The organism is uncultured Parabacteroides sp. (genome assembly GCF_947855115.1).
Lineage (GTDB): Bacteria > Bacteroidota > Bacteroidia > Bacteroidales > Tannerellaceae > Parabacteroides.
In genome coordinates this window covers 82,636-108,633 of record NZ_CANTZW010000012.1, presented here as the reverse complement: position 1 = coordinate 108,633, position 25,998 = coordinate 82,636, and the positions used below count along the sequence as shown (strand labels likewise).

At 37.3% G+C, this 25,998-nt stretch carries 26 protein-coding genes and 4 pseudogenes; 6 read left to right on the top strand and 24 right to left on the bottom strand.

Annotated elements, in window-relative coordinates; translation table 11 throughout:
• Position 1 precedes the first annotated feature (1 nt).
• From Q0110_RS09525 to Q0110_RS09430, 20 genes and pseudogenes are all read right to left on the bottom strand, one after another.
• Entirely contained in the window at positions 2-997 is a 996-nt protein-coding gene (locus tag Q0110_RS09525) for an O-methyltransferase (protein ID WP_297905916.1), read from the bottom strand.
• Entirely contained in the window at positions 990-2,342 is a 1,353-nt protein-coding gene (locus Q0110_RS09520; protein WP_297905915.1) for an ATP-binding protein, read from the bottom strand. Before Q0110_RS09520 ends, Q0110_RS09525 begins: the two co-directional genes overlap by 8 nt.
• A gap of 18 nt (positions 2,343-2,360) precedes the next feature.
• Positions 2,361-3,149 carry a restriction endonuclease gene (locus tag Q0110_RS09515; RefSeq protein WP_297905914.1) on the bottom strand — a complete coding sequence of 263 codons (789 nt, stop codon included), beginning with the start codon at positions 3,147-3,149 and terminating at the stop codon, positions 2,361-2,363.
• Between the two features lie 5 nt (positions 3,150-3,154).
• Entirely contained in the window at positions 3,155-3,580 is a 426-nt protein-coding gene (locus tag Q0110_RS09510) for a hypothetical protein (protein ID WP_297905913.1), read from the bottom strand.
• A 7-nt stretch (positions 3,581-3,587) separates the two neighbouring features.
• Positions 3,588-5,741, bottom strand: a complete 2,154-nt coding sequence (locus Q0110_RS09505) for a DNA sulfur modification protein DndD (RefSeq protein ID WP_297905912.1) — start codon at positions 5,739-5,741, stop codon at positions 3,588-3,590.
• Between the two features lie 11 nt (positions 5,742-5,752).
• Positions 5,753-5,956 carry a hypothetical protein gene (locus Q0110_RS09500; protein ID WP_297905911.1) on the bottom strand — a complete coding sequence of 68 codons (204 nt, stop codon included), beginning with the start codon at positions 5,954-5,956 and terminating at the stop codon, positions 5,753-5,755.
• A 7-nt stretch (positions 5,957-5,963) separates the two neighbouring features.
• Positions 5,964-8,159: a DEAD/DEAH box helicase family protein gene (locus Q0110_RS09495; RefSeq protein ID WP_297905910.1), complete on the bottom strand. Its 2,196-nt coding sequence runs from the start codon at positions 8,157-8,159 to the stop codon at positions 5,964-5,966.
• Positions 8,153-8,551 carry a DndE family protein gene (locus Q0110_RS09490; protein WP_297905909.1) on the bottom strand — a complete coding sequence of 133 codons (399 nt, stop codon included), beginning with the start codon at positions 8,549-8,551 and terminating at the stop codon, positions 8,153-8,155. Before Q0110_RS09490 ends, Q0110_RS09495 begins: the two co-directional genes overlap by 7 nt.
• Positions 8,552-8,553: 2 nt before the next feature.
• A complete protein-coding gene (locus tag Q0110_RS09485; RefSeq protein ID WP_366139659.1) occupies positions 8,554-10,695 on the bottom strand; it encodes an AAA family ATPase in 2,142 nt (713 codons plus the stop codon).
• Positions 10,696-10,698: 3 nt separating this feature from the next.
• Positions 10,699-12,030 (bottom strand): DNA phosphorothioation system sulfurtransferase DndC, encoded by a 1,332-nt coding sequence (gene dndC / locus Q0110_RS09480; protein ID WP_297905907.1) that lies wholly within the window; start codon positions 12,028-12,030, stop codon positions 10,699-10,701.
• A gap of 6 nt (positions 12,031-12,036) precedes the next feature.
• On the bottom strand, positions 12,037-12,255 hold the full coding sequence (locus Q0110_RS09475) for a helix-turn-helix transcriptional regulator (protein ID WP_297905906.1): 219 nt from the start codon (positions 12,253-12,255) through the stop codon (positions 12,037-12,039).
• An 80-nt stretch (positions 12,256-12,335) separates the two neighbouring features.
• A complete protein-coding gene (locus tag Q0110_RS09470) occupies positions 12,336-13,277 on the bottom strand; it encodes a HipA domain-containing protein (protein WP_297905905.1) in 942 nt (313 codons plus the stop codon).
• Positions 13,270-13,608, bottom strand: a complete 339-nt coding sequence (locus Q0110_RS09465; RefSeq protein WP_297905904.1) for a HipA N-terminal domain-containing protein — start codon at positions 13,606-13,608, stop codon at positions 13,270-13,272. Before Q0110_RS09465 ends, Q0110_RS09470 begins: the two co-directional genes overlap by 8 nt.
• The gene (locus tag Q0110_RS09460; RefSeq protein WP_297905903.1) at positions 13,605-13,811 is read right to left on the bottom strand and encodes a helix-turn-helix transcriptional regulator; all 207 of its coding nucleotides are present in this window, start codon (positions 13,809-13,811) and stop codon (positions 13,605-13,607) included. The genes Q0110_RS09465 and Q0110_RS09460 overlap by 4 nt, the downstream gene beginning before the upstream one ends.
• 957 nt (positions 13,812-14,768) lie before the next feature.
• Positions 14,769-15,176, bottom strand: a complete 408-nt coding sequence (locus Q0110_RS09455; RefSeq protein ID WP_297905902.1) for a hypothetical protein — start codon at positions 15,174-15,176, stop codon at positions 14,769-14,771.
• Between the two features lie 367 nt (positions 15,177-15,543).
• Positions 15,544-15,840 (bottom strand): hypothetical protein, encoded by a 297-nt coding sequence (locus tag Q0110_RS09450; protein ID WP_297905901.1) that lies wholly within the window; start codon positions 15,838-15,840, stop codon positions 15,544-15,546.
• Between the two features lie 23 nt (positions 15,841-15,863).
• Complete coding sequence (locus Q0110_RS09445) at positions 15,864-16,442, bottom strand: metallophosphoesterase (protein WP_297905900.1); 579 nt, start codon at positions 16,440-16,442, stop codon at positions 15,864-15,866.
• A 605-nt stretch (positions 16,443-17,047) separates the two neighbouring features.
• Positions 17,048-17,206, bottom strand: a pseudogene (locus tag Q0110_RS09440) (ATP-binding protein); the annotation flags it as partial.
• A 36-nt stretch (positions 17,207-17,242) separates the two neighbouring features.
• The gene (locus Q0110_RS09435; RefSeq protein ID WP_297905899.1) at positions 17,243-17,479 is read right to left on the bottom strand and encodes a hypothetical protein; all 237 of its coding nucleotides are present in this window, start codon (positions 17,477-17,479) and stop codon (positions 17,243-17,245) included.
• Between the two features lie 109 nt (positions 17,480-17,588).
• Positions 17,589-17,864, bottom strand: a complete 276-nt coding sequence (locus Q0110_RS09430; protein ID WP_297905898.1) for a hypothetical protein — start codon at positions 17,862-17,864, stop codon at positions 17,589-17,591.
• Positions 17,865-18,195: 331 nt separating this feature from the next.
• Between Q0110_RS09430 and Q0110_RS09425 the strand changes: the two genes are divergently transcribed.
• On the top strand, positions 18,196-18,804 hold the full coding sequence (locus Q0110_RS09425; RefSeq protein ID WP_297905897.1) for a type 1 glutamine amidotransferase family protein: 609 nt from the start codon (positions 18,196-18,198) through the stop codon (positions 18,802-18,804).
• A gap of 322 nt (positions 18,805-19,126) precedes the next feature.
• Here the strand turns inward: Q0110_RS09425 and Q0110_RS09420 are convergent, their stop codons facing one another.
• The 3 genes and pseudogenes from Q0110_RS09420 to Q0110_RS09410 form a co-directional block, all read right to left on the bottom strand.
• Positions 19,127-20,104, bottom strand: coding sequence for a VapE domain-containing protein (locus Q0110_RS09420; protein ID WP_297905896.1), 978 nt, complete (start codon positions 20,102-20,104; stop codon positions 19,127-19,129).
• A 90-nt stretch (positions 20,105-20,194) separates the two neighbouring features.
• Positions 20,195-20,677, bottom strand: a pseudogene (locus Q0110_RS09415) (BT4734/BF3469 family protein); the annotation flags it as partial.
• A gap of 357 nt (positions 20,678-21,034) precedes the next feature.
• A complete protein-coding gene (locus Q0110_RS09410) occupies positions 21,035-21,475 on the bottom strand; it encodes a DUF6078 family protein (protein WP_297905895.1) in 441 nt (146 codons plus the stop codon).
• A 237-nt stretch (positions 21,476-21,712) separates the two neighbouring features.
• Between Q0110_RS09410 and Q0110_RS18315 the strand changes: the two are divergent.
• The 3 genes and pseudogenes from Q0110_RS18315 to Q0110_RS09400 all read left to right on the top strand — a co-directional run.
• A pseudogene (locus Q0110_RS18315) lies at positions 21,713-22,267 on the top strand (cell filamentation protein Fic); the annotation flags it as partial.
• Positions 22,268-22,520: 253 nt separating this feature from the next.
• A complete protein-coding gene (locus tag Q0110_RS18310) occupies positions 22,521-22,835 on the top strand; it encodes a Fic family protein (RefSeq protein ID WP_366139658.1) in 315 nt (104 codons plus the stop codon).
• 59 nt (positions 22,836-22,894) lie between these two features.
• Positions 22,895-23,577: pseudogene (locus tag Q0110_RS09400) on the top strand (nucleotidyltransferase domain-containing protein).
• Here Q0110_RS09400 and Q0110_RS09395 read toward each other — a convergent pair.
• A complete protein-coding gene (locus Q0110_RS09395) occupies positions 23,543-24,616 on the bottom strand; it encodes an alcohol dehydrogenase (RefSeq protein ID WP_297905893.1) in 1,074 nt (357 codons plus the stop codon). The pseudogene Q0110_RS09400 and the gene Q0110_RS09395 overlap by 35 nt on opposite strands.
• A gap of 174 nt (positions 24,617-24,790) precedes the next feature.
• On the opposite strand from Q0110_RS09395, the gene Q0110_RS09390 reads away from it, so the two are divergent.
• The gene (locus Q0110_RS09390; RefSeq protein WP_297905892.1) at positions 24,791-25,333 is read left to right on the top strand and encodes a flavodoxin; all 543 of its coding nucleotides are present in this window, start codon (positions 24,791-24,793) and stop codon (positions 25,331-25,333) included.
• A 6-nt stretch (positions 25,334-25,339) separates the two neighbouring features.
• On the top strand, positions 25,340-25,900 hold the full coding sequence (locus Q0110_RS09385; protein ID WP_297905891.1) for a flavin reductase family protein: 561 nt from the start codon (positions 25,340-25,342) through the stop codon (positions 25,898-25,900).
• Positions 25,901-25,998 lie beyond the last annotated feature (98 nt).

Here is a 25,998-nt window from a genome sequence, read left to right as displayed (position 1 = left end):
ATTAAAATCTCACATCATAAAAAAAAGGACAATATTTATAGATTTTTTTATATTCACCTAAATCATTTTTTGATATTATTTGAGCATTAATAAAATCCCTTTCTTTGTTTTCGTCAAACATAATTTGGTTTAATGCTAAAACTTCTCTGTGAGTTAATATTGGAACGTTTATTTTATAAGCTGGATCATCTTCATTTTTAACCATAAAATCAAAATTATCAAAGCTTATGAGATCAAGATCAATACTCCCATCATTAACTATACCTCCATAGGTATACATCTTTGCACCTCTATTCTCTTGATATATCACATTATATAGCAATTGAAATTTAACATCCTCATCCTTGCTTAATTTCCTATTAAACAATGTGTTTTTGATTTTTTTATCGAGCATTCTTTTTATTGTATAGTTAGACTTTTCAGGAACACAAGCATCTTGTTCGATGTCAAACGGAACTAAATCGCCAAAGACGCTTTTTAATTCGTTTGGTGACATTGGGCTATTTCTATCTTCCTTGCTTTGAACTATATACTCTAATTCTTGATAATTACATTTTTTAAGTTCACGATTACAAGATAATATAAAAATACTTCCTACAGGTACTGTATGAAAAATAGTCTCTAAGTCTTCAAACATATAATTTTGTAATACCCCATCATAATCTAGCCAAATTAATGATGGAATAGTAAGATCTATCTTTGGCAAAACAATATTCGAATTCCCTTTTAATATTTTTATACACTGAAAAGGTTTATTAAGTTCTAGTTTTTCATCGGAATAATCACCATTCTCTATACTTATCATTCGATTTATCTGCAGTTCACGATGAAATAATTTAAAATCCGTAAAAGAACATCCTCCGAAACCAATATATTGGTAATTTTCAACAGTTTTAATGCCACCGAGAATACGCAAAAGCGATGCAAGAAGCATTCTTCGCTCAACAAATTTGTATGGACGAGTCTCATAATTAATTGTAATAGCACTCTTACTCATAACCAAGCCCCTCCATTTTAACATAATAGTTAAACGTCGTTTTCCCTAATTCTTTATAACTCGAAACATCTGCATTACTTTTTGCATCATCAGCAGCTTTTTTATTTACATCATATGCAACTCTAACAGTATCTTTTTTCTGCGCAATTTTTTGCAAATCCAATTCTGGGGCAATAAAAGACTTTTCTCCCATATCACTAGATTCATAATCACGAATATTCTCAATATTCATCACATCAGAAGTGTCACCTATCAACTTTCTAAAATCATTCGCTTCTTCCTTCAAACCTGTAATAGACCTTAAAAAAGATGTTATTTTAATCATACAGTTTCGCATATGCGGGAGTATCTTGCGATATATATTAGAAGATGCATCCAGACCTTTTTTGGTTGTTGTTAAGGGTAATTTATCTGTTTCTTGGCTACTAAGAAAAATAAAACCACGAAACATTGCATAATCAATATGCCATTTAGAGATAGAATTAACTCCCCATCCAGTAAGACTTGTTTGATCACTTTCTAAAACCAATCTATTATTACAGAATACATACCATCCAGAAAGCTTAGGGTCACCGACTTTTCCTAAACCGGCAACTATTTTATAATGTACATCATCTATGTCTCCTTCAATAAAATATGGACGATTATGTTCTGATATAAACAATTCAGGATTGTTAGCACACAGCCGCTTATTATTCAGTGTTATTTTCAAGCCTTTTATAAGACTAAAACATAACATTTTAGCGATACTAGTATCAAGGGTATTTAAAAAATCATCATTCCCAAATAAGGCTTTAACATCTTCTTTCAAATCTGTAATTATAATAGTTGTTCCATCTTCATCATTTAAACCATTTATAATTTCAGATTCAAATGTCCAGTCGTCAATCTCAATATCATCACCATCTAATGTTGATACTCGTTTTGTCTTTTTACACCATTCATCCACATTGACATTTACACAAAAATGTTCTTCATTTTTTTGTGATTCTACAGAAAAACTCTTTCCCATTTTAAATAGAGCTCTTTTCATGCCTATGCCAAATCTACCTACGGAATTTTTAATTGTTGGTGAATCCTCAGGTCTTCCAAATCTAAAGGCATATTTTTGAGCTCTTTCAAGAGAGAAACCACCACAATTATCAACTATTGATAGTTTATTCTCATTTATTTCAATATCAATAGAAAAACCACTCAAATCTTTTTGATGGAACTGAGTAGCCCCGTCTATGGAATTATCCAATAAATCAATAATAGCATCTTCAATAGAAATGTCTCTTGTAATCATTTCTATGAAAAATTTTTTTGTAGGATTTCCTTCTATAACATTAATATTAGAACTCATATTTATTATCAATTAATTTTACGATAAAATTTGATCTAATGCGTTTATGTAAATAGGTAAATTTTCATGTTCGATTCCAAATTGCTTTTCAATCATAAAATCAACAATCATATTTCCATCTATAAGAATCACGGGAACTGCACCTTGCTTGATAGAATAGTTCATTGCTTCTTTCGTAAAAGAGGATGTCGTGAAAAAGATACCTTGTTCATATTCCCCTTGAATTGCTCCTCTAAAAGCATCTATTTCTTTTCTTGCAACAACTCCAGTATTCCATCTTTTACATTGAAATGCTACTTTCATATACGCTAAACCTATCTTTAATTTTCCGAACCCGTCAATACCCCCATCCCTACTTTTCTGAGTGACAGATAAATCAATAAAACCATATGCATCTAAAAGATTCATACAAAATTTTTCAAATTCATATGGATTTAAACCTTTTAGTTGATTCAATATTTTCAACCGAAAAACTTCAACATATTCACGGTGCATTTCTCGTACAGTTCGCAATGATATTTGCTCTTTTCCATTCTTTTTAACAGTCTGCTTTTCATCTCCTAACAAACGAAAGCGTCTCTGAGATTCATCATAAAGAAAATATTTTTTAGAAGAAGCTGTAGGAAAATCTATACCGATAGAATGACTTCTTAGTTCCCCTCTCAAAACCGATATAGGATCCTGTGCATGAAAAACATACAATGAGTGCTCTAAAATTTGTGTATAAATTTCAGTAACAGACATAAAGCTATTAGTTACAGATAGAACTTTTTTTGCAGCCTCAATTATAGTATATTTATTCTTCATATGAATTACCTCATAAAAATTTCTTGTTTAACCCACTCCAAATCATTTGTTATTGGTTGGTCTTGCATCATTTTCATTATGTAATAAAAACCTCCATTAGCATACTCATTTATCAAGTCTATTGCTTTTGTTGGCTCTTTCATAATGTCAAGAGAACCAACCTTAGCGATACACATACACAATAAAGCTTCAGCATCTTTTTCGCCACCGCCATTACACATTGTATTCAAACTAAATGGTCTATCTGCAATAGGTGATTGCAGAGGCCTACGTTCATTGTGTATAAAGCCAACAACAGCCGCCCAAACAAAACATTGCCAATGATATGAAAATACATTGTAAGCACCACCTTGTTTATTAGAGAATTTAAGGATTACATTATCCTTGACATTTTGCTCAAATGAAAATTTAATTTCAAATATATTTTCCATATAAGCCTTATTTTAAGATTGTTATTTGCGTTGAAACCTCATGTTGACCTCGATCAGAACCTCCGCTATATATTTTACTCTCTAAATTGTAAATTCTTGACACATTATTTTGACTTTGCAAATCAAGATATTTATCACTTTCTAAATCTACATCTTTAGTCAGTATTATAGACTGTCCAAATATATCCTTGATACCAAGTAAGTATTTATGAGTAGTTTCTAAGTCAAAACTTGATGTTGGAGCATCACTTATAAATGGATAATAGATACCCATTGCCTCTTGATTCAAAGACAATAATGCATTTATTATGCTCATCTTTTTTCTATCTTCATGGCTAGTATTAAGACCAGCATCAAACTCAATAGAGTAATCCTCACCAATCCTTACATTACCTTTATAACCATTATCATGTTCTGTAAATTTAGCATAAAAGATGTTTGCCCTTTCTTCAATTTTATGAAGCAAATCTTTTCTAGCACTTTCCTGAACCCTCTTACATATATCTTCAAGGAATGTTGAAATATGCTTCCATTCAGTCTCTGGAACTTTTGCAACAGTCGCATCTTTTATACCTAATTTTTCTAGCTCTCGTTCTGCAGCACGCAGTTCACTTCGATAATTATTAAGAGTCTGCTTGGAAGCTTCCAATTTCCTCTGTTGAGTCTCCAAGTTACTTCTACTTGCTCGTATCGTAGAATTGATAATTCCTGCTGTTTCTGCTTGGGTTACAGGATCTACTCCATGCTTCTTTTTTATCTCTTCTATTTGCTCATCTAACTTACGTTTCTCTTCCTGCTTTCTTCTTCGCTGAGCCATAAATTTTTCCAGTTCATCTTCACTGTCTTTCCACTGTTTGTCTATTTTTGATAAAGATATTAGTAAGGAATCCGGATAATCCTGAATCTTACCAACAAACATATTAAACTGCTTAGACAGTTGCATATTGCTAGTATATTCTTCCATCTCCTTTAAATACTCTTCTTGTAATCTTAATCTTTCTGTTATATAATGATATGGAGCATCTTCTTCCGTAAATTCAGTACCACACACAAAGCATTTTTTATCCTTAAGTATTTCTTCTAACTTAGAGCGACTAGGATTATCTAAATATTTCTTTTCGGGTACAGTGTATTCTTCCTCTTTATGCTTCTCAATAATGTCTTTACATTGTTGAATCATCGGTTCTATTCCACGAAGAATCCACAAAGATGGAAGTTTTTCTCTCTGAAACTCATCTACACGAGTCGTTTCTGTCAAGAATTTGTTTATTTCATTTTCGCAATCCTTATATTTCTTTACCAACATTGAATAGCTCGCTAATCCTGAGATTTTTGTCTCACCATCAGCTAAAGCTATTTTGATAATTTCAATATTAGTCTCAAGTTGCTTTTTATTTTCTTCTTCTTTAGCAATCTTGTAGTTCAAAGTATCAATAGCAGACAATAAACCTTTAACACTTGAATTATGCTTGTTTACTTCTTTCAATTTGCGACTTTCAATTCCAGTAATCTTCAATTTGGACCTGCTGATTATTTCTGAAAGTTTCTCATAGTAAGGAAAATAAGAAATATGTTTTACGGCTGCTTTTAATGTCTCTTTATTTCTAAAATTAATAAGGCTATCAAGTGATTCACCCTGAAACCAAATGTAGTTTCTTATACCATCAGGGAATAATTCGTTAATTTTATCCTCAGCCATCATATCGTTAAGTACCTTTGTCCCTGTGTTGGAATCAAAAGATACTTTCAACATATTAGGTCTTACTTGCCATGCATTATCAGAATCCCACTCATTTTCGTCAAGCCTAAATGCACTGACAGAACGTTCTATTATATAATTTACACCTCTATCATCTTCAATCTCTATCTGTACAGATGCAGTAATTTCATCATTTACTTGTGCTTTAAATAAAGCTCTTTTATTGATAAACTCATAACGCTGCATTGCAAATTTTGCAGATTGTGGCAGACTGTCAGTTGTACACCAACCAATCCCAGTGATATATATCTTACCGAATAACACCCAATAAAAGGCATTAAATAATTTGGATTTTCCTTTTCCACCATTACCTATAATAAGATTCAAACCATTAGAAAAATCCATAGTCTGACTTTCATGGTAAGATTGGAAATTTTCGATAGTAATATTTTTGATAATCATAATTTTACGTATTATGAGTTACATATATTTTTAATATTGGCAATATACTGATTGGTTAATGCCTCTGCATCTCCAGCACTAGTTGATAGATCAGTCAGCATTTTGGCAACCTCTTTTGCTTTTTCAAAGTTCACAGAAACTTTCTCAGTACCAGATTCGACTGTCTGATCAATTTCCTTCTCAATTGCCTTATACATTTCGTCTTGTATAGCCATAGCATTATTATTTATAGTTATTATTTTCTTCTTCAAGCATTGCAAATAAATCAATCCTTAATATTTCGCAATACTCTTTTAACTCTCCATATAATATGTCTATTTGATTATCAGCAAGTGCGGCAAAATTTATAATTCTTTTAACTTCACTAATAAACATATTTCGCTCTATACATTCTGCATCTTTAACGACATTAGGTGGAGTAACTATTAAATCCCAAATTTTTGCTTTCTCCTTCTCTTTGCTTTTTCTTAAAACACGCCCTCGACGCTGAACAAATTGACGAGGATTCCCTGTACTTGAACAGAAAATTGCATGTTCTGCTCTTGGTATATCAACTCCTTCATCTAAACATTTCATAGAAAGCAAAACTTGAATATCTCCATCTGCAAAACTTTTTAGTATATCAGGTGCATCATCTAAACCACTAATATATTTGTGATAACTATATCCATGCTCTTTAAACATTTGAGCATATTCATCAATTATATGAATATCATCCTGTTCAATCTGATAAGAATCACTCTCAGAATAATCCGGTTCATATCCTTCTGGCACAAAAACAAAAGTATAATCAAGTTTTCGTTTCCGTTTCAAATCTTCTAATAACCCAGATATTGCAACTTTTTTATTTTCTGCCTTATGAATAATTCTTTTGCGCTTCAATAATAATTTTTCAGCTTCAGGTCTATACTTGCCTGTATCAGAATCTATAAATTTTCTAAGCTGAGAAGATATCCTTTCATACTCATCCATCTCAGAACTTGTCAACTCTACAAAAATAGGATAATAATCATAATGACATAAAATTCCAGAATTAATAGCCTGTTTCATTGTATAACGAAACGTATACTCTGGAGGTCTCGATTTAAAGAACTCATACAACTTTTCAGATCCAAAATCATCATAAACTCTCTCAGGTGTTGCAGATAACCCTATTCGCCATTTTATTGCTTCAGGCAAATGTTTTAGTGAACTTTTCGAACCTATATTATGTGCTTCATCTGCAATATAAATGAAAGTTTCTATTCCTTTTGTTCTATCAATAAAGGTCTGAATATCTCTACGATTAAATGTTGCATATGTAGTAATTAAAATTATATTTTTGGTTTGATCCAACAAACTTCTTGTTGTATAACGGCTTAATCTATTTTTCCAATCCTTATCTGTATGGGTTGATATTATATTCTGGAAATTGAATGACTCAGCTTCATGTTTCCATTGTATAGCTAAAGCCTGAGTCGGGACTACAATAATTGCTTTATAGAATCCATTCTCTTTAAATTGTTTCCTTAAACAATTTAAGGCTGTTACAGTTTTGCCAGAACCGGTAGCCATAGCAAATACTCCATTTTTCCCATTTTTTATCCACGCATTATACGCATCTATTTGAATGATTCTCTCTTCAGGAAATGGGAAACGAGGCTCTTGCTCTTTTAATTCTATTTTGTCAAGAACCCTTTGAGACAAAGGCTTACAAAAATCATTGATAGATTTATCCTCTCTTAAATCTATGCTAGTACCAAGCAACTGTTTTAATGATTCTTTGTGAAAATTCTCACTAATATAAGTTTTGACCTCATCTATGGGTATATGGATCAAATGTGGCGTATCATTTTCCCAAGATTTATCAAACAAGGTTTGGTATTCTGATATTCTTTTATCGTCATTTGGCGATGTAAATACAGTGATAGTTTCACCATTAAGTTCCAATGCAGAATGAGAAAAGTTTGCAGAACCTATAAACGCAACTTTATTCCCTTCATCATCAGTAAAGATTCCATATTTATCGTGACCAAGCCCGCCTTTAGTTGAAATAGTTGCAATAAACTCAATTCTATTGATTGAAATTAGATATGACAAACAATGGAAAAAGTGTTCATCCTCCTTAGAAAATGTTTTTGCTAATTTTTTAATATCTGACAGAATACGATTTTCAAAATCCTCAACCAAATGCTTTTGACCATTTTCTATTGCCTCTTTATCTTCTTTACTAAGAAAATGGTTCATAACAACACGCATTTTACCTCCATTCGCAATGAATAAGGCAAAACCATATGCTAAACTTCTTATTCCACTTGATGAAAAAAATCCCAAGCCCAAATCGAAAGTAGAACTTTCAATTAGTGCTTCAGTGAAAAAATCCTTAGGTTCATCATATCCTGAAGAATAACTATGTTTGAAATGCACATCTCTTAACATATTATATCTTCCAAGCCATTAGTAATTTTATCTATAAGATAATCGTAACCATTTAAATTAGGATTATCTTGTAATTCTTTATTCATTAGTTGCAGTCCGTCATCAATATGCAGTTTAATGTATTTAGGAATATCCTTATCCGTTTTATAAAGTCCATATTTTACACAAATAAGTCCAATATAATATGGCAAGTTATTTCCAAATAAAACATTCTTACTATACTCCTTACCCTGAGAATCTGCAATATCAGTCAAAGACAACAAACGATCTTTAGAGAGAGAATATGTTAATGCTATTCTAGCAATTATATTCTCAGCTCCCAGATTAAACTTTCGACTTAGGTCTGTAACAATATCTTTGTTAGTCCTAGATGTTTTTATTGATGTAAACATAGCTATAACAATGTTTCAAATAATTTATTAGGAACTATATTCTTAAACGAAGAACAACCATCCTCATTCTCTATAACGTAAACTCTATTAACATTGGGTAACAATGCATTATATTCCTCTACCGAAAGCTCTTTGCCGAGCAACGGAAAAATGACTACTTGCTTCGATATACTAGGATAGAATTTTGTTATAATATTGCGAGAGTGAATGCTGTCAAACTTCTGCAAGGGGCTATCGATAAATACAGGGAACTCTATACCTGATTCTTCAACAAGTGCATTAAGAATTGCAGTTGCGTACAATTGCTGCTCTCCCTTTGATAGCTTTTCTTTGCTAATAATTTCTCCTGTTTTATCTAATAATTCAATTTCAATAATATCATCCTGCAAATCAATCCGCACATTGTGTATAAAATCAGCTTTGTGCATCAACAAATCAATACCAGCCAGTATCTTCTTCTCTAACGAGAACTTACGTTTTGCTCGCAATTCAAATAAAAAAGTAGTCAATTCACCAATAAGTCGCTCTGCAATAATATCTTTCTCTTTATCAGATTTATCAACTCTAACATTTTTCGTAACCTCTGATAATTGTTTCTTTAGTACTTTGATATCTTTATTGAGTGTTCCGATTTGTTCAGACAATTGGCGTGTTTGAATATCTAGCTGTGCTAACAATTCATCAACCTCAGCCTTACGCATTCTTATCTCTTTGACATTTGCATTACCATCATCATATTCAGCCTCCACAATCTTACGCTGTGTCTTGGCTAGGAACAATGCGTTATTTTTAATGTCCTTTACTAATTGCTTGAATATGGTACTGAAAGAGTATCTAATATTGTCAAATAACGCTTGGAACTCATTAGCTTCATCATCAGTATAATCAACTAACATTTTAACATTATCAATAGTAGCATCGCTTATGTCAAAAATATTTTTAGCAAACACATCAGCTATTATATGCTCAATTGCTTGCTTTTGTGAAGCAGAAAATTTTAAAGTGGCTACAGCTTCTGTAATTTGAGTGTGGGTAGATTGCAACGCTGAATTGATTGCAGTACAACTTGCCGCAGACGTTTTGATATCTTTTTCTACTGCAACTTGCCTCATCAAATTGGCAAATAATTTTCCTGATATAGCAAAAGGTGCTATATCCAGCATGTCACGTAATTGGTTTTTTAGTTTCGTATCTTTGTCTTTTAGTGCAACAAGCAATTCTTTTTGTTTTTTCAGTTCTTCGACACTTATTGCATTACCTTCTCGAATCAATCGTTCTTGCAATTGAGCAGACTCGGTTCTATATTGTTGGATTTGACTATCTACATTTTCGCGCTCCGCTTCTTTGGTTTTAATTTTAACCTCTATATCAGCGACACTGTTAGTAAGTTTATCTAACTTAGCCTTACTTGCGGTTGAACCGGCACTTCGTCTAAATTTAAGTCGAAGATTTTCAAGATTTCGTTTAATATCCTCATACTTTTTAATACCCAAAACCTCACTGTATGCAGTACTCAAACGACGCTTCTCATCAATAGACTTTACTTCAGCAAGATTAACAATCTTTTCGGCATCAAAGAAGAAGAACTTTGCAATATCTTTTGACAGAATAAAGTCGTTAATAAAAATATCATAACCAACCTCTTTGGCCAGTTCATTAACCTGACCGTCAATCAAAACCTCAATAGACTCTATGTCAAGAAAATAATCATAGGTTCTACGAATGGTTATAGTTCGACAAGGTATAGATGGAATAAATACATCCGTTAGACTGATTTCTACATAGTACTGAGAATCTTCTTTTATGTATTCGCTATCTGAAGAATAACCGTGCTTTACAATTTGTTTTCGCTCTTCTAAACTAACTTCATATGCGTTAACAGCATTTGCTAGCTCTTTATGTAGACTCTGACGAGCATAATTCTTATATCCTTGAGCATCGTTGATGTCTTTCCTAAACTTCTCATCAACATCTACCATTAGTTTACCGTATAGACACCACACAAGTGACGTAAGGAATGTCGTCTTACCAAAACCATTATTGCCAGCTACAAGAAATATATTCTTTGTATCTGGCTTAAAAGAGGTTTTGTTATGTCCTCTATACGCTCTGTAATTATGTAATATTATAGACTCGATAAACATATTTTATTGTTGATTGAGGTAGTTATCTAATCGTTTCTCTATATCTCCTTGAAGGCCATTGTTATTCATTAAAATAGTCTTACTTTTTTGAAGCGACACTAGGTCATTAATCAAATGATAATCTTCAGGATGTTCTATACAAACCTTTTCAAGAATCAAGCGCTCTTGGTATTGCATATTCTCAAGAGGCATATTTCGATTGTATACCTCATTATAAATGTCTGTTATTTTAGGTGAAAAGAAACCATCTCGATACCAATTAATTTGAATTGCGACTAATTCTTGGTTTGAAATCAACTCCATATGTGGCTTAACCTGCTGCATATCTCGTTGTAATTCCAATAATTTACGAAGCATTTCACAACGATATTCAAAAGTATAATTACCTTGATTGTGTCCATCTGCATCTTGTGCGGCTTGTCCATTTCGGCGTGTTGCATATCGATTCTCCGATATGTTACGACCTGCCACCATTTCATCTCTATACTTTAATAGAGGAGCCATCCACTGGTTGCCATTGTTAATAAGAGCCTTCATTGATTTATCTTCCTTCACAACAGTACATACCCAACAACCAAATCGACTCTGACCACAAGAAGGTTGAGTTTTATCAGTTATCACAGTTGGACACTCATAATCATCAGCTGTTGCATCAGCATAAATTTGAAACAACTTCTTATTATCATATCCCCAAGGCGAAGGCTCGTTATTAAGAATATACCAAACCTCCTCTAAATATAAATCCTTAATTGGAGGGTATGTATAAGTATTGGGATTTAGAGGATGTTTTGTCAGACGTTTACCCTTGATTTCATGGCGGCGTATAGATTTGGCACGAGTAGCACTCTCTGTAAGACGTGTACCAATAAGTACAATTGCTTCTCCCATTGCATCCACCTTATCCAATATAAATTGGGTAGTAGGCTTAATCTTTAATCTATCAGTACACCATCTGAAAGTGTTATTAGGTACAGGGTATCCCTTACCCAAGAAACTAATCCAAAAACTATCCTCTAATTTCGGAACTGTTGTTTGAACATTGATTGGCAATTTCTGTTCGATAGCGGCTGATTGAATTCTATCCATCACCTCGACAATATAATCAGTGATGATCGGATTCTCAACTAGTGTATCATTGTTTACAACATACACTTGTCGAACAAGGGCAATGTTTCCCAGCTCCTTTCGTATAGCAAGCAACGCTCTCCATACCAAAGTTAGGACAACCGTACTATCCTTACCTCCGCTAAATCCGATAATCCAAGGTATATTATTATCATTTTCAAGATACTGTTCCTTGATATCATCTATTATATAATCAATACGTTTTAACATTACAAATTACTCTTTCTGTGATTTTAATAATACACGAACATCAACATCTAACAAGTTGGCAACCTCTTGTAATTGCACAATAGAAGGCTGCGACTTATTCGAACACCATCTTGAAATTGTGTTCTCAGATTTGCCCATCTGTTCCACCAACCATCTATTGGTTCTTTGCTTTTCTGCAAGTACCACTTTAATCCTATTCATCACTATTTGTTGATTATTCGACATGTTCATTCAATTTATACTCGTTAAATTATGAATAAAAATACATCTAAATTTCCATATAACCAAGTAAACATCAGACAGTTTTATAGCCCCCGTGAAAGCCTCGCAAGCCGTTCCTTCAACAATTCGTCATACTTTTCTTTTAGTTCAGCACTTAGAAAAGAGTTTTGAATGACAGTCTCAAACTTGGGCAACAGCTTGGTATACTTATTTACCAGTCGTTCTACAATAACACTCTCTATGCCCAAAGTGGCTGCTGATTTGAAAAAATCTTCCCTTTGAAGCTTTTTCTTCCGACCATTCAAGGTCAATGCCAGTTCCTCATCATCCTTCGGATTGATAATAACCGCATTCAGTAAGTCATATGCAGGTGTCAAACGTATTTTATCCACTACTTCATACAAAGAGAAGTTTTTCAAGTGCATATCGTTATTTCCTGTCAGCCAAGAAAAAAGCACCAACTCGAAGAAATTGGTAACATCCATTTTGGGCAAAGACGAATATTTCAAAACAGCCTTGCCGATGCGTTCATAACTGCTCTTGTATTTATGCTCCGTTTGCCTTTCCGTCAGTTGGCACATATCTTCCATCGCAATTTTCTCTCCGGTAGAAGTTCTGTCAATTCGACGAGTAAGATAGCATAGAGTATCATCTGCCATCCGCATCAGTGTATGAGGAACCACATCAATACGCGCCACCTCTGCAAGGTGCATGGTCAAATCCTCGACCTCCGGCATCATTTCATATTGCAAAGTCTGTGGTTTACAAATATAACCGCCCCATAGCCCGACAATAGTCAATCGTTTACTACCCTCATGCTCATTTAGGTGCAAGGACAACTTCGGCTGAACACCAGTCAAAGAGGTTTGGTCTTGAATGATTTGCAGAGCAAGCTGGTCAAGTTGCTCTGTCGTATAATCAAGAACAGGCAATGTTGTTGTCCCGAAGAACTTCTTTATGCAAGCCGTGTGCATATCCTTTTCCCCCTTTAAGAGCGGACGATAACAATACAGGCAATTACACATGACTCTCCTCCTTTTCTACCATTGGAATAACGCTTACTGCTCCGATACAATCCTTACAGCATGTCAACAACAACGACATCCGGTCAAGAATGCTGATGTCTGTATTCCGCAATGCAACATCTAACAACCATCCTTCAGGAATCAAACCATCGAAAAAAGGGAATAGTACAGAACTTGTATATACTTCTTCCTGCAATGGCAATGTCAGACTAACTGCCTTTGCCGTTTCCGAAGAGAGATATTCCGGCAAATAGTGGAACTCATATCCGGCATCGTTTTCTGTTAGAATCCCTGCCAATTGGTCTTTGTAAAATATACGAGCTTGTCTCATTGATTATCAGTTTTAGGAGTGGCAACCATTTCATAATTGAAGAAGTCAAGAAGCTGGTTCACCTTATCAAGGCGCAGCGTTTCCTTCCCCTGTTCAAGGTCTCGCACAAAACGCAGTCCTACCCCCGACTTCAACGAAAGTTCTTCTTGCGTCAGATTATACTGCCTTCGCAGCATCTTGACCGTAATAGAAAGATTGTTCATAAGCATTCAACTTTATACCTTTTCGGGTGCAAAATTAATACAAATATTTCACATTATACCACAATGGGTATAATTTATTTTATCGTCAACACCATTATATTAGATAAGGTATAATATAGCAAGATTCAAAACCACAAATTAAAGTACACAGGCACCATTCCACACTTTTTCAAGCGAATAATTTAGTTTCGTTACACTTTTTTCAACGAATCAAACATTCCCAATACTCGGAGCGCAAAAATTCCACCGTAAATCACAGAAATTCCAAGAAAATCACTACTTTTGTATTCAGTAAGCGTTCTGTAACATCCATGCGGAAATACCCTATCATACAACACGTTGTATCTGATAACGGACATTCCACAAAATAGCTGAAAGAAGGCGGTACAACACGTATATGCAAAACAATGAAATACAACGTATTGTATTTGTCCCTACATTCTGTGTACTTGTAAAAACAGAGGTTGTACCGATTAAAATGAATAGTCACTGATAATCAGTGGTGTAAATATGCTGCGTCGTTAATTATTTCAGTAACTCTAAAAGTTGTTATCAACGAACTCCAAGTTTATTGAAATTATCCTCGATATGCTAATAGAATCTTACACCATTACTCTATAACTTATTATTTCGTTATTGAATACTATTCTTGATCTCCATCTAATGAAACTGATGGAAGATATCTCATCCAATCCGTCATATTAGAAAGATTTCTTATTCTTTCATCTATCGTAGGGAATTCTATTGCATCGAACAATGTCTGTTAGTTTGAATTTGATTAAGTCATATTTGAAATATCAGAATTATGCAAATTATCGGCACTATTTCGGATCAGTGCCGATAATTTGCATGTTACAGACTAATCAAACGGATTGCCAGATGTGCGTTAACATATGGAATATGACATTAGTCGACCTTCACCCTCTCCTCTTCCTGCCATTTAGCAAGCGAGACAATCTATTTGTATTGCTCAGCAGCCAGAGATGATCCGCCATCTTCACTACATTCGTATTCCCACGATAGCTCATAAACGGAGCCTTCCTCCTGATAGCCCATATAGTTATGGCATGAATAAGGAACCAACCGGACATAATCTTCTTCCTCTAGAATCTTCAGATGCTTGTCGGCATCGTGGATTATTAATGGAACACCGGACTTATACAGAGCTGTGGCAACTTCAATGGCGAAACCGACATTCGCAAAATAACTGTTGGAAACGGCAATCACCCATCCTGACCGTTCTGTACCTGATGCAAAGATATTCAGGCGGGAAAGCCCCAGTTCTCCATAATGATCCTTGGCAAACCAGATGAAATCATCCGGACCATCAATATCGTACTGCTCATCAATTTTTGCAAACTTCATCCGATTATAATAAGCTACGTCATGCAATTCATTAGGGCCATAAGTCTGTTCAGTCTAGTTGTATTTACTGACAGGCAAATTTCTATAGAACGACTCATACACTTCGTGCGCTATACGGAAATATTTACAATATTGTCGTATTGCCATAGTTTCCCTGCACCATTCATCGTTATAGTATTCATTATTATCCGAAACATACGAAGAATAATTTGAAACAACGAAGCGGGTATATTTCCGGTCTGTAAACCGAATTGCCCTTCGTTTCATGTATATGGAAGAAGCGACATGAAACCAGTGTGTTTCCATCGGATTGAATGAATGCCAATCCTGAAAAAAATCTTCTTTATTTTTAACTCTCCCGAAGCAATCAGTTCATCGGAATCTCCCCACGCTTCTGGCGTGGGGCGTGGCAGTTCAATATAAAACCCACGATGTCATCACCGATCATTCCCAATCTTTTAAACTGGGACTGGAGTTCAATCAGCCTGTCCAACATACCACCCTTAACAACAATCTCCGGATGACGCACCCCGCCCAACCATTCAAAATGAGAGGTATTCAAGGCATATTCTTCAGCCAAATCGGCAAAGAACTTTCTATCTATTATCTTATTTTCGTTCATATCTTCATTCTTAGTAAATTTCAAAATAGTTAGAATATTCATGAGATCACTCATGTATTGTATTCTCATTTCTTTGATAGTTCAACCTGTTTCTCTATGATTGCCTTTACCCGTGCGAATGAAACCGGAGTGAAGTCATTATTGTCAACTCCCACATCATATTGTATAGAGAAAAGCATTTGAAGGCGAGGCTTATCTTTTCCGGTGTTATTCCTGCTTGTATGCACATGGCCGAAAAGCTGCCAAGTATCATCGTATGAGCCGCTATAGCAAAGGAACGGGCAATGATTCAGATAAATCTTTTGTTTATCCACCTCGATGTACATCTGCATCGTGATCAGTTCGAAATATTTTGTATAATTCTGCTTCAAGTTCTTCATGTCATGATTACCGGCTATGAGATAGATTTTCCCATTCAACCTATTGAGTATCTTTGTCCATTCAGCAGAGCCACCAAGACAGAAGTCACCAAGATAAAATACGATATTATCCGGACCGACCACACGATTCCAGTTGGCAATAAGTGTTTCATTCATGTGTTCTACATCCTTGAATGGTCTGCTACAGAACCTGATAATATTGGCATGATTGAAGTGGGTATCGGATGTAAAGAACACCCCGCTTCCGTTGAATTTGTAATCCATAATCTTCTTTTTTATGCACATCACTGCGCAGGTTAATAAAACTAAAGTTTTCAATACCCATGGACGGAAATGACGGAGTAGAGCGTATAATGCGAACGTCACCAATGGGCAAAAACAAAGCCGTTGAAAAATTTAGTAAGGACTTTTCAACGGCTTTAATTTATCTTTTTAATAGGAATACCTGCATCTAATGTACTCCTATCTGTCTATAAAACGTTCGCTGGAAAGTGTTTTTGAATTTACCGAATGACTCAATGCCTAAAGTATGAACATACGACATGCGCTCAAAGCATACTGTGCTTCGACATAATGTGTTTACTAATATGTTCATTCTATTCTGCAGCATTGTAAAATTTTTAATGCTTTTATTCAATTGTGAGTGTAAAAATACTGAATTTTCTTGAGAATCAATTAACTATTCGCTAACTTTTTGATAGCTTCATAATACTATATATTGTCAAACAGACGTGGAGAAATAGAGTACCTATAACCAAGCAACTTTTTCAAATGGTTGAAATAGAATAATTCAGTCAATCCTTCATCGGCAACATGAATGACCTGTCTAGTTGTTGTATTCTTTCTAACTTTTCTCATAAGGTTACTGATTATAGGTTAGGAACCGCACCAAATTTACCGAACTTGTATGCTTTGGGGAGAGAACTAATTCTATTCAATCCTTTGAAATTTGTCAGAGGATAAAGCACACTCGATCCATCTGTATTCTTTTCCGTAAACCAGATATTATCTTTTCTAAGCAAATCTTCCCCTCTGTACGAAAGCGCAAAGGGGAAGATGTTTAATTACTTTCTCATCAATTTCTCAACTCCTTGCCAATCATATCCCCAGTAAACTTTACCGTCACCGGCAAAGCTCCAAACATTCATCACTTCACGAAGCCTGCAAGGGGGTTCCTTACCTACACGAATATATTGCTTGGACTTACTACGGAAAAGACGATTGCACATTTGTTTGTCTTTCTTTTGTGATTTACAGCACGCAATGGTACTGGCAGGAGTTTTCTTTCTACTTCTACTCATTGTTCGTAAGATTTTTGAGCCTATAACAATGTACGGCTCTATTAAACACTTACAAACCATCAAGAATTGTTTTACCTTTCAACATCTTTTCTTTCTTTTCATTAAACATCTAATCTTCTGATTCTTTGATAATACGCAAAGTCTCTTGCTTATATCCTTTGCGATCGTACTCCTCCCTTCTACACATCCAACAACTACATGGAGTTCCCGTAGTTTTATAAACCTGCGCCCATTTATCCTTTGCCAATTCAAACCAATGAGGATGCTCATAACAACTACCATCTTCACGAATAATACAATGCCTATAAGCGGCATAAAGAATCATACGAGCCTTAAACACACGTGCCATTTGTTGGCGTCTCCAAAATTTTGTTCTTTTGTCCATCGTCTCTTTGTATTAAAGTCAGGATGAACAATGATATCGTTTTCGTGAGACTTAATGTATCCATAATCAGTATTCTATATTTGTTATTTCGATGAAAACCAGCCAATCCGTTCTCTTAACAGCAACATTTTGACCGTGGCTGATAGATGCACTTCGTATACCATTTCGGATACAAAATTACGATAAATATTGGCAATTATATCAGAAAAAGTATAGTCTGTTACTTTTTCACGTTGATTATATGATAAGGTATATTACCATAATAAATAAAGCAATTTCAATAAAAGCACTACCTTTGTAATCAACAAGCATTCTGTAACATCCATAAATAATGAAAAAAGAAATTCTATTCGTCTTGTTAAAAGACTTTGCCGACTGGGAAGGGGCTTATATCGCTCCCAACCTCAATGCAGGTGTTGAACCCGGAAGTGAAAGCAAATATATAGTTAAAACCATATCGTTCACTAAAGATCCGGTTGTATCGATCGGAGGATTCAAGGTGCTGCCCGACTATGGAATCAATGACATTCCGGCTGATTACGCAGGAATCGTATTAATAGGTGGCATGAGCTGGTTCACTCCGGAAGCCGAAGCCATTGTTCCTCTGGTAAAAGAGGCTATCGAGAAGAAGAGGCTGGTGGCCGGTATTTGTAACGCCTCCGTTTTTCTTGGTATGCACGGTTTCTTGAACCATGTAAATCATACCAGCAACGGATTGGAGTACCTCAAACAATTTGCTGGACCAAATTATACAGGAGAAAGCCTTTATATAAATGAACCGGCTGTCAGAGCCGGAAACATTATTACCGCCAATGGATTTGCCGCTCTCGAATTCTGCCGTGAAATACTCTATGCGCTGGAGGCAGACTCTTCCCCAAAGATAGAGAGAAGCTATCGCATGAACAAAACAGGTGTTTGGGAAGATCCAGAAGTGGGATAAATTGTTATCGTAGTTTATAACTGAAAGCCGGGGATGTATCCCATAAAATGTGTATCAATTCAAATAATACGAAATCATCTACCATTCCCCCTAAAAACACCTAGCTATAAATCATTTATCTAAGAGGATGTGTCAAAACTAACATGATCGTTCCCTAAAGTTACAGATTATAACTATAACATTTAAAAGGGTCGTATCAAGCTCTGTATTGAGTAGTGATACGACCCTTTCTTTAGTCTTTTAGGGTGTTCAAATTTCAAATTGTAAGTTCACATTTTCAAAAATTGAGTTTTGCCCCCCAGCTTATATCTACCACCATTTACTACTTTTCCACCACTAAATACAATCGTCCCCTACTCGCCAACTGCGTCATTAGCCCTATCTTTTTCAAGAAGCGGCTGAAGACGGAGACATTGCTCATCGGAAGTTTTACGCCGCTCTTTTTTTGTAGCGAGAGGTAGATCTCTCTGGCAGAGATCTTCAAACCTTCCTCCTTATGCGAAGCGGGACGATAATATTGGAAAAACAGATCCTCGAACAATGGACGTTGTTGAAACGCTTCGTTCGCTTGCATCCGCAAGACCTCTTCCTCATGCGTCAGCCAATAACGCTCGTTATTATTCAAGGCGGCGACCGCTTGTGCATAGAGCTGAAGATAATCAATAGGCTGGTCATTGTCTATCAATCCTTTCACCTCGATACAAATGAAACGGTGGCTGCCGGAAGGATCGCCCAGCAAATCCGCATGGTTGCTCGCCGCGATAAATGAGGCGTAACGCTTCACCGATTCCACTTGCGTGGCATAAGGCTTGTACACATTTACGACCGGCTTCTGCAACAGATGTTTCAAGAAACCTTGATGCCTTGCGCTCACTTGGTCGAACTCATCCATATTGATCAATCCGAAACGGCTAAGATAGAGTTCGGTATCCCGCTTCTTGCTGAAATCAATGCTGTCCGTGTAATACTTATTCAAGTCCGGAGGCAATAGATTGAAACAGAACGTGTTTTTCTCCCTATATTCCGGTCCACCGGACATCAGATTGTACCGGAAATCGTAATGGAGGTTCATAAACTCCTCCATTTTCAAGCTCTGTATCTGCTCCGGCTTGTAAAGAGATGTACAGCCAAAGTCCGAATCGGAGGCTAAACGGTAAGACTGCCTCAAGGTCTCCCGGATCTCCACTTCCGAGATCAGATTTCCCAGATAGAGCATCGTCCACTTCACACAATCCTCCTCTTCTACCCCAGCCGCGAAACAAAGTCTTCCAAGAGTGACCAACAAAGGTTTGAAATCCATCTTTATGCTCAAACTTCCATGTTCCTCCAAAGCCCGCTGCAAAGCGAATTCATATTGGATAGCGACGTAACGGTATCGGTCATAAAGCGTTTACCCGACACTCTCCACCGGTACCGGCACCCGTTTTTCGAACCGTTCCTGATAGGTGCTTTCGTCGGGCATAGCCACAGGCTGCTCCAGATGAATGGTAAGGACGTCCGGATTGTAATACACATCGGCATCATAGCTGAGGCGGCAGTCCATCTCCAGCACCGGACGTTTCAGCTCGATGGAATAAGAAAGGCGAGGCTCATACGTCTTGAGCGCATGTCGGTAAGCGTGCGCATGAAAAACCTCGGCATCCGTACGCGAACGGGGAAGCGACCCGTCAGGATAGGTATAAGCCACCACGAACTTCACGCTCCGTCCGCTAGAGCCAATCATAGCGAACAGCGTCTGCGGATATTCCACTATTTTCTGTTTCAAGGATACAGCCTCGTCCATACTCTTCAATCGATTGACCTCCAGCAAAATCCAGCCATTACATTCTTTCAATTCCTCTTTTCGAAAAGTTCCGGCAAAGAGCAACTGAGGTAATTTCCGGGTAAACGGATACCGCTTGTAGGGATAAGCCCGCCTTAATTTCTCTCAAAAGAGCGCAAGCTTATCCCTCATCCGCTCATCCTTTACCCATGCCACGATCTCCTCCATACGCATCGCCCGTTGCGCAATGGTATGTCGGTAGGCTGTTTGCTTGGTTATTTTCATGTCTAATCTATCATTTAAGAAGTTGAATGTCTTATATTTATAGTTTTTACCATAGAAAAACAAAAGTTTTCCCTTAACAAAACTCTTGTTTCTTCCTAAAGAAACTTTCGTTTCCTCTAGGAGAAACTTTTGTTTTCCCTAAGAGAAACTATTTGTTCTCCTAGGGGAAACTCCTATTAGATCCTATCCTTTCGTCCATCGGTAGCCACTCTGCCAAGCATCAAAGACTGGTTCATCCTCTACTCCGTACGCCCGAAAGACCTGACGGATATACTGTTGGTCTTCGGGCGAGAAAGTTCTTTCCTTGCGCTTAAACTGGTAAAACTTATTCTTACCGTATGTCATCAACAGACGTTGCTTGATGCGTTTCGCCTCCAGATAAGGTATCTGGTCTAATAGGTGGTCCATGCCGACGGCATATTGCACGGGAGTATCAGCCATAAAGGCTGCACACTTTCCGGCAGGGTTGGTACATGCGGGGTTCACGATGCTCACCGCCCAAAGTGTATCTGGGATAAAACGGATGATTTGATGCCGCAAGCAGCGGTTGGCGTTCTTACAATTTCCATTAAAACAATGTACGAAGCCTGTCGGCACCATAGCGTAATCGAGTTTTTCTATCATATCTTTTAGATTTTCAGTATTCTTTAAATATAACACTTATTCTCTTCATTCGTAAAGAAAAATGCATGAAAATCAATAATAAGTGGTAGATATTGCAGATATTTTCACAAAGTCTATGTTCTAGAAAATCTAGGGTATTGAAAAGATCGGAGCAATACAACTTCTTCATCTTTTCACGATCACATAGCAGGATATTTTATATCTTTATTGCCTGTTTATAATCATGATTGGATACATATGAACATAGATTTCGAATCATACATCCGTGATAGTGAGCCCAACAAAAAAGAGAAGGCTTCAGCTTGGAGAACAGCCATCGGCTTACAAGCTGTAGATGGCTTGCGAACATCCGATTATCTAAGAGATACAGCTATAAAGCATATCGAGGGGGATATCAGTATTGATGAAGTAAAGAAACTCATCAATGGATATTACCAATCAAAGACTGTACGTACTTTGAATGATGAAAAAACAGAAGAAGCTGATAAGGTGTCAGCCAACATCACAAAAATTTTAAATGAACGGTCATTTGCTTTTTCTGTGACAGGATTTACCCCCATTCACCGTAGATTATTTGAAGGGATCTTTAAGTTTGCCGGGAAGATACGTAACTATGATATAACGAAGAATGAATGGATACTTCACGGTGATACAGTACTTTATGTCAATTCCGAAGATTTACACAAGGCATTGGAATATGACTTGGAACAGGAAAAAAACTTTTCATACAAGGGCTTGTCTATGAATGATGTAGTGACGCATATTGCTAAGTTCATATCAGGCATCTGGCAGATTCATCCATTCGGTGAGGGTAACGCCCGTACTACGGCGGTATTTGCGATAAAGTATTTGCGTAGCATCGGTTTTGACGTGAACAATGATCTGTTTGCCGACAACTCTTGGTACTTCCGTAATGCGCTGGTTCGTGCGAATTATAGAAATGTGCGAAAAGACGTTGAACCGGATATGAGCTTTCAGGTTGCATTCTTCAGAAACTTAATGATGGGAGAAAACAATGAATTGAAAAATAGAACAATGATCATCAATGCCCCACAACAGTCAACCGAACAAGTCGACCGAACAAGTACCGAACAAGCTAGCCGAACAGCTCGGCACACCGCTTTTAGCTATCGTAAAGGCTATCGGGACAGAACGATGTTCATTGAAAGTGATAATGGAGAAAATAGAGTTAAGACATCGTCCCACTTTTATTGCCAACTATTTGACACCAGCTATTCAAAGTGGCCTTGTTACCCCTCTCTACCCGAATAGCCCCAAACATCCTCAACAAAAGTATCTGCTGACGGTAAAGGGACTGGCTATTTTTAATTCAACAAAATGGATAAGCAATAGCCAATGAGCATGTATCATATGACAAGTAAAAAGTGATTACGAACAATTAGCATAGATAAACGAAGAATAAAAACATCCATCAACTACCTTCCCGAACAGAAACGGGATGGCTTCAGAAGAATTGTAAAGTGCGTACTGGAGTACTTCCCGATTGCGAGATGATTATTCTATACGGAAGTTATGCAAGGAATATCTACGTTGACTACGACCAACGTATTGAATATGGTATTCGCACCTGTTTTATGAGCGATTATGATATCTTGGTAGTTACCAATACCCGTTTCCAAAGACACACGATCAGCCCTATCCTAAGTAAAGCCACTGATAATTACTACAAAGGAAAAAACAGATACGAATCCACTACCGTACAGTTTATAGACGAAAGCATCGACAATTTGAATAAAGCTATCGATAAAAACCGGTACTTCTATACCGATATCAAGCAAGAGGGTATCATGCTTTACAACAGCGGCCGTTATAAACTGGCTCGCTGTCGTAAACGGAACTACCGGGAGATAACGCATTCACTAGAGTTATCCAAAGCCTTTCCACGAAATACAGAAGAGGAAAAACGACCTTTCGATTTGATACAGGACGCATACATTCAAGCTCGTTATAGTTTACACTTCCATATCACCAAAGAAGATATTGAGGCACTTATTCCCAAAGTAGAACTGCTTCGGGATATCGCACGACAATGCTGCGAGGAAAGAATCAAGGTGTATGCGGCGAAAGAAAGACAGGTTTGATAAGGTTACCCTCAATCGCCACCTTTATAACCCCATCCAACCTATTTTCGAAAATACGGTAAGCCTCCTCTATCTCGCTCAACGGAAACTTATGGGTAATAAGAGGAGTCGTATCGATCTTGCCTTCTTCTATAAGGCTGAGAATCTCGGCACAATCACAGCCATCCACACCTCCTGTTTTGAAAGTTAAGTTTTTACCGTACATATCCGGCAAGGGAAGAAGCTGAGGTTTATCATAGAGGGCTACGATGGTGACAATGGCATTCGGACGGGCACAGTCCCATGCCAAACGAAATGTGTCCTCGCTCCCCGCTACCTCCAATACGACATCCGCTCCGCCATGATCGCTGTCGCGAAGGACAAATTCCTTACAGTTTTCGGGATCTGTCACCAAGACCTCCGGATAATGCTGCCGAACAAACCGGGCTCTTTCCGGAGACTTTTCGCAAACAATGATACGTCGCGGCCTCTTCAACATCACGCACAATAAAGTACAGATACCCGTAGGGCCGGCACCAATAATGAGAACCGTGTCCTCCTCGGAGATCTCCGAGATACGGGCAGCCCAAAAACCTGTCGCCAGCACATCACCGACAAACAAAGCCTGCTCATCGCTGACAGTGTCCGGGATATGATTCAAGCCTCGATCCGCATAAGGAACCCGGACATACTCTGCCTGACCGCCATCGATACGACAGCCTAGCGCCCAACCGCCATTAGGGTCTGTACAGTTATTGACATATCCGCGCTCGCAGAAAAAGCACTCTCCACAAAAGGTCTCCACATTCACGGTCACCCTGTCGCCCGGCTTGACCGAAGTAACATCGGTACCGACCTTTTCCACCACGCCTACCATCTCGTGCCCGACTGTTATTCCGGGTACCGCACGCGGTACACTACCGTGCTTGATATGAAGATCGCTAGTACAGATGCTGCCCAAAGTCACACGTACGATAGCGTCTCGTGAATCCTTTATTTCCGGTAACGGTTTCTCCCGCAATTCAAATTTCCCTTGTTCAATATAAGTATACGCAAGCATGATATTTTCGTTCTTTAGTTAATCACCTTACAAAGATAAGGATCGTATCGCCAAAAATATCTGATATATCTGTAATTTGGGTACAAAATATCTCATTTTTCTCTTCTATCTTTACCGCCATAAACACATAGCATACTCAATAACGCAAATAAAAACAACAAAAATTCAAGAAGTATGAGACGAATCGTATTATTCATGGTCATGGTTTCAATGGTGTGTATTGCCACCTACGCTCGAAAAGCAACCGAAGGGACAAAAGTTTTAGTGACTTACTTCTCGGCGACGGGAAATACTGAAAAAGCGGCTAAACAAGTCGCATCTATTGTCGGCGGCGATCTTCACAAGATACAGCCCGAGAAAAGCTATACCTCCGCCGACCTGAACTGGAGAGATAAATCCTCCCGATGCAGCGTGGAAATGAACGATCCCAAATCACGACCTGCCATTATCGATGATTTGAAGAATCTAGCGGATTATGACACCGTTTACCTAGGATTTCCTATCTGGTGGGACCAAGCCCCAAGGCTCATTAACACCTTTATAGAGAAGTATAACCTATCGGGTAAAACCGTGATCCCTTTCGCCACTTCGGGTAGCAGCAGTATATCGAACGCTGAGAATGAATTGCGTAAAGCTTATCCGGACGTAAAATGGCAAAAAGGAAAGTTACTGAACGGAGCGACAGAAGAAGATATCAAGAAATGGACTAAAAAATAAATGATTATGAGAAAGAATTTTGGAGCGAAACCTTTGAGTTATCCGCAACCTGTATTTATTATCGCCACATATGGCGAAGATGGTACTCCCGACGCAATGAACGCCGCTTGGGGTGGTATCAGCGAGATGAACGAGATCAGCATATGTCTTAGCGCCGAGCATAAAACCGTTAAGAATATCTTGAAACGTGGAGCTTTCACGGTGAGCATGGCAGACGCCGATCATGTCGTAGCTTGTGATTACGTAGGTATCGTGTCGGGTAATAAAGTGACCGACAAGTTTGCCAAAGCTGGATTCCACGCAACAAAATCAGACTTCGTAGACGCTCCCTTGATCGACGAGCTCGCCGTGGCTATCGAATGTAAATTGAAGGATTATAATCCGGAGACTTGCATACTCCGGGGTGAGATCGTGAATGTCAGTGTCGATGAACGTGTCCTTGATGAAAATGGGAAAGTAAGCGCAGCCAAAGTGGCTCCTATCATCTTCGATCCGTTCAACAACGACTATCTGAAAGTAGGCGAGAAGGTTGGAAATGCCTTCTCCGACGGTAAACAACTGAAATAAACAAGTCTATCTTTTTACCGTTTCTAGAGTTACTTCTTATAGACACTGTAGTTTCCTCTGTAAGATCCTACAGTGTCTTGCTATAAAAATATACCAAG

Excerpts from the sequence above, each read along its gene's own strand:
- Q0110_RS09525 (WP_297905916.1), bottom strand. The coding sequence starts at position 997 with ATGAGTAAGAGTGCTATTACAATTAATTATGAGACTCGTCCATACAAA.
- Q0110_RS09520 (WP_297905915.1), bottom strand. The coding sequence starts at position 2,342 with ATGAGTTCTAATATTAATGTTATAGAAGGAAATCCTACAAAAAAATTT.
- Q0110_RS09515 (WP_297905914.1), bottom strand. The coding sequence starts at position 3,149 with ATGAAGAATAAATATACTATAATTGAGGCTGCAAAAAAAGTTCTATCT.
- Q0110_RS09510 (WP_297905913.1), bottom strand. The coding sequence starts at position 3,580 with ATGGAAAATATATTTGAAATTAAATTTTCATTTGAGCAAAATGTCAAG.
- Q0110_RS09505 (WP_297905912.1), bottom strand. The coding sequence starts at position 5,741 with ATGATTATCAAAAATATTACTATCGAAAATTTCCAATCTTACCATGAA.
- Q0110_RS09500 (WP_297905911.1), bottom strand. The coding sequence starts at position 5,956 with ATGGCTATACAAGACGAAATGTATAAGGCAATTGAGAAGGAAATTGAT.
- Q0110_RS09495 (WP_297905910.1), bottom strand. The coding sequence starts at position 8,159 with ATGTTAAGAGATGTGCATTTCAAACATAGTTATTCTTCAGGATATGAT.
- Q0110_RS09490 (WP_297905909.1), bottom strand. The coding sequence starts at position 8,551 with ATGTTTACATCAATAAAAACATCTAGGACTAACAAAGATATTGTTACA.
- Q0110_RS09485 (WP_366139659.1), bottom strand. The coding sequence starts at position 10,695 with ATGTTTATCGAGTCTATAATATTACATAATTACAGAGCGTATAGAGGA.
- dndC (WP_297905907.1), bottom strand. The coding sequence starts at position 12,030 with ATGTTAAAACGTATTGATTATATAATAGATGATATCAAGGAACAGTAT.
- Q0110_RS09475 (WP_297905906.1), bottom strand. The coding sequence starts at position 12,255 with ATGTCGAATAATCAACAAATAGTGATGAATAGGATTAAAGTGGTACTT.
- Q0110_RS09470 (WP_297905905.1), bottom strand. The coding sequence starts at position 13,277 with ATGTGTAATTGCCTGTATTGTTATCGTCCGCTCTTAAAGGGGGAAAAG.
- Q0110_RS09465 (WP_297905904.1), bottom strand. The coding sequence starts at position 13,608 with ATGAGACAAGCTCGTATATTTTACAAAGACCAATTGGCAGGGATTCTA.
- Q0110_RS09460 (WP_297905903.1), bottom strand. The coding sequence starts at position 13,811 with ATGAACAATCTTTCTATTACGGTCAAGATGCTGCGAAGGCAGTATAAT.
- Q0110_RS09455 (WP_297905902.1), bottom strand. The coding sequence starts at position 15,176 with ATGAAGTTTGCAAAAATTGATGAGCAGTACGATATTGATGGTCCGGAT.
- Q0110_RS09450 (WP_297905901.1), bottom strand. The coding sequence starts at position 15,840 with ATGAATATTCTAACTATTTTGAAATTTACTAAGAATGAAGATATGAAC.
- Q0110_RS09445 (WP_297905900.1), bottom strand. The coding sequence starts at position 16,442 with ATGGATTACAAATTCAACGGAAGCGGGGTGTTCTTTACATCCGATACC.
- Q0110_RS09435 (WP_297905899.1), bottom strand. The coding sequence starts at position 17,479 with ATGAGTAGAAGTAGAAAGAAAACTCCTGCCAGTACCATTGCGTGCTGT.
- Q0110_RS09430 (WP_297905898.1), bottom strand. The coding sequence starts at position 17,864 with ATGGACAAAAGAACAAAATTTTGGAGACGCCAACAAATGGCACGTGTG.
- Q0110_RS09425 (WP_297905897.1), top strand. The coding sequence starts at position 18,196 with ATGAAAAAAGAAATTCTATTCGTCTTGTTAAAAGACTTTGCCGACTGG.
- Q0110_RS09420 (WP_297905896.1), bottom strand. The coding sequence starts at position 20,104 with ATGGATTTCAAACCTTTGTTGGTCACTCTTGGAAGACTTTGTTTCGCG.
- Q0110_RS09410 (WP_297905895.1), bottom strand. The coding sequence starts at position 21,475 with ATGATAGAAAAACTCGATTACGCTATGGTGCCGACAGGCTTCGTACAT.
- Q0110_RS18310 (WP_366139658.1), top strand. The coding sequence starts at position 22,521 with ATGCCCCACAACAGTCAACCGAACAAGTCGACCGAACAAGTACCGAAC.
- Q0110_RS09395 (WP_297905893.1), bottom strand. The coding sequence starts at position 24,616 with ATGCTTGCGTATACTTATATTGAACAAGGGAAATTTGAATTGCGGGAG.
- Q0110_RS09390 (WP_297905892.1), top strand. The coding sequence starts at position 24,791 with ATGAGACGAATCGTATTATTCATGGTCATGGTTTCAATGGTGTGTATT.
- Q0110_RS09385 (WP_297905891.1), top strand. The coding sequence starts at position 25,340 with ATGAGAAAGAATTTTGGAGCGAAACCTTTGAGTTATCCGCAACCTGTA.